Below are 2,891 nucleotides of genomic sequence, written 5' to 3'. Positions count from 1 at the left end.
GATCACCGGGGCGGTCGAACGGCTCGTCGCCCGCCCCGCGCTCGTCCACGCGGCCTTCGACCGAGGTGCCCTCGACCTCGACCTGGTCGAGGACCAGCTGGGTGAGCTGGGCGCGGTCCTGGCGGCGGCGCAGCGCACCGGGGCGGTGCGCCCGGACGCGGTCCCCCGCGACCTCGCGGCGATCCTGCTGATGGCCTTGGCCACCGTCCACGCCGGGGCCCGGGCCGGAGTGGACGGTGGCCGCTCCCTCGCCCTGCTCCTCGACGGCCTCCGCCCCGGAGGCGCACCGCTGCCCACGGCCGTGGAGGTACCCCCCGCCCGCGGCCGCACCGGAACCACCGCCGACCGGCTGGTCGGTGGGCGCGCCGCTCAGCTGGCAGCGGGCAACGCCGGCCCGGCGCGCCGCCCGTGACCGCCCCCGGGACGTGCCCGCCCATCAGGGCTCACGGGCGCACGGTTCCGAGTGGCGCGAGCGGACGGCCGAAACCGCCCGCCGGGTGCAGGGACACCGGCAGCACCGCGTGTCCGCTCACGCGGAACGTCCCGAGCGGGGGGAGCGTCGACACCGGCCGGGCCAGCGCGATGCCGGGGAACCTGTCGAACAACGCCGACACCGCCAGCTCCGCCTCCATCCGCGCCAGGGGAGCACCCACGCAGAAGTGCGCGCCGTGCCCGAACGACAGGTGCCCTCGCCGGGTCGGCCGGAGCACGTCGAACACCTCGGGACGCTCCCCGTGCTGGTCGGGGTCACGGCCCGCACCGCCGTAGGACACCATGATCGCGTCCCCCTCCGGAATGACGGTGCCCCCCACGTCCAGGTCGGTCACCGCGTACCGCAACAGCACGTGCGGCACCGGTGGCGCCCAGCGCAGCGCCTCCTCCACCGCATCCGACCACGACGCGACGCCCACCCGCACCAATTCCCGCTGCTCGGGGTGGGTCAGCAGCGCCAGCACCAGGTTGTGCACCAGGTTCACCGTCGTCTCGAACCCCGCGCCGAGCATCAGCAGCAGGGTGTCGTGCAGCTCCCCGTCGCTCAGGGGCTCGTCTCCCTCGGGGGGCTCACCGTGCAGCAGGGTGCTGGTGAGGTCGTCCGCGGGTTCCTGGCGCTTCTCCTCGACCAACTCCCGTAGCAGCACGTCGAGTCGGGCGCGGTCCCGCGCGGCGTGCTCCGGTGTCACGGTGGTGCGGAAGAGGTTGTCCACGCACTCCCGCAACGTGGTCCACGCCGCGCGGCGCAGGCCGAAGAGCTGGGCTATCACGGAGATCGGCAGCGGGCTCGCGAGTTCCGCGCGCAGGTCGACGATCTCGGAGGCCGGCCTGGCGGCCAGCCGCACGATCAGGTCCGCGGTGGCCTGTTCCACCCGAGGACGCAACGCCTGGACCCGACGCGGCAGGAAGGCGGCACTGACGATCCGTCGCAGCCTCCCGTGCTCGGGTCCGTAGGCGGTGAACATGTTCCGCAGCGTGACGAAGTTGGCCAGTGGCCAGTCCTGGGGGACGCGGCCCTCCCGCCAGTCCCGCCAGTGCTGGTGCGGGTCCTTGGAGACGCGCGGGTCGGCCAGCAGGGCGCGCACGAGCCGGTGGCTGGTCACCGACCAGGCTCGCACCCCACCAGGCAGGACGACCGGGACGGCCGGGCCCCGGCCGCGCAGCTTCTCGATCTCTCCGTACACGTCCCGCCCGGTCGGATCGAGCGTGACCGCGTCGAGGTGCTGACCCATGTGGTCTCCAGTGGGCTCGCGGGGGATGACCTACCCGACGTACACCAGCCAGACAGGTGACACCGAGTGTGATGGTTCGGGAACGCCTTGTGAAGGCTCTGTCGGAGTGTTGGTTGGCCGGTGGCCAGGTCGACCCGTCCTGCCGACTCGGTCGGCGCATCCAGGGGGTGGTCTCCGCCGGTAGCAGCGCCTCGGCGTCAACCTGGCCGCCCCGCTCAGGCCCGCGAGTCGCCCGCGCGGGACGCCCCGACCGGTCTCCGCGACGCCCGATCAAGGGACCCCGAACGAGTGCAGTACTGTCCATCAAGTGATTGATGGACACAGTGGGAGGGCGGCCGAGGTCGTCCAGGCCGCGTTCCGCGTGGTCGCCGACGTCGGCTTCGAGGGACTCCGGATGCGCCGCGTCGCCGCCGACGTCGGCCTCGACCAGTCGACCCTCCACCACTACTTCGCCACCAAGGACGCGCTCATCGAAGCCGTCGCCGAGTACACGACCAGCCGGCTGGCCGCCACCGCCCCACCGTGGGACCTCGAACCCCCCGCCGCGCTCGCCGCGCACCTCGACGCACTCCGGACGCTGATGCGCTCGGAACCGGAACTGCTCACGGTCAGCGCCGAACTCGACCTCCGGGGCCGCCGCGACCCGAAGGTGCGGCGCGAAGTGGACCGGCACGAGGCCGGGTGGCGACAGGCCCTGTCCGCCCTCCTCGCCGACCTGCCCCGCGCCGGTCTTCCCGTGGAGGACGCCGTCGAGTGGGTGATCGCGGCGGTGAAGGGGGTCCGGCTCACCCCCGAGCTCGCCCCCGCCGTCCTCGACCCCCTGGCCACGTTGCTCACCGCACCCGCGCCCGAAGGAGGAAACAGGTCATGAGTCCGCCCCACGTCCTGGTGATCGGCGGTGGAATCGGCGGCCTCTGCCTGGCGCAGGGACTCCGCGCGGCCGGCGTCCCGGTCACCGTCCACGAACGCGACACCCACCCCGCCGGCCGGTGGGAGGGGTACCGCATCCACATCGACCCGGCCGGAGCGAGATCCCTCCGCGCCTGCCTCCCGGACCGGCTGTGGCGGGCCTTCCTCGACCTGGCCGCACCCGGCGGGGAGTTCGGTTTCCTCACCGAGCGGCTCACCGAACTCCTCGTCGTCGAGGAGGAGCTCTCCCACCCCCGG

Annotated in this window: 4 protein-coding genes; 3 read left to right on the top strand and 1 reads right to left on the bottom strand. The window is 73.6% G+C overall.

The genetic code is table 11. From position 1 onward, the window contains the following. The coding region (locus tag ACTIDRAF_RS30185; protein WP_016700650.1) for an SbtR family transcriptional regulator at positions 1-412 on the top strand (412 nt) is incomplete at its 5' end. Positions 413-443: 31 nt separating this feature from the next. Here ACTIDRAF_RS30185 and ACTIDRAF_RS30180 read toward each other — a convergent pair. Beyond that, positions 444-1,724 (bottom strand): cytochrome P450 family protein, encoded by a 1,281-nt coding sequence (locus ACTIDRAF_RS30180; protein ID WP_016700649.1) that lies wholly within the window; start codon positions 1,722-1,724, stop codon positions 444-446. A gap of 307 nt (positions 1,725-2,031) precedes the next feature. On the opposite strand from ACTIDRAF_RS30180, the gene ACTIDRAF_RS0220775 reads away from it, so the two are divergent. Continuing rightward, complete coding sequence (locus ACTIDRAF_RS0220775; protein WP_016700648.1) at positions 2,032-2,595, top strand: TetR/AcrR family transcriptional regulator; 564 nt, start codon at positions 2,032-2,034, stop codon at positions 2,593-2,595. Next, positions 2,592-2,891 (top strand): NAD(P)-binding protein (locus tag ACTIDRAF_RS34005; protein ID WP_039788510.1); only part of this gene is annotated, 300 nt, incomplete at its 3' end. The genes ACTIDRAF_RS0220775 and ACTIDRAF_RS34005, both read left to right, overlap by 4 nt.

The organism is Actinoalloteichus spitiensis RMV-1378 (genome assembly GCF_000239155.1).
GTDB classification, from domain to species: domain Bacteria; phylum Actinomycetota; class Actinomycetes; order Mycobacteriales; family Pseudonocardiaceae; genus Actinoalloteichus_B; species Actinoalloteichus_B spitiensis.
The sequence above is the reverse complement of the archived record's forward strand: the minus strand, read 5'-3'. Positions and strand labels throughout refer to the sequence as shown.

Coding starts and splice junctions, on each gene's coding strand:
- ACTIDRAF_RS30180 (WP_016700649.1), bottom strand. CDS start 1,724: ATGGGTCAGCACCTCGACGCGGTCACGCTCGATCCGACCGGGCGGGAC.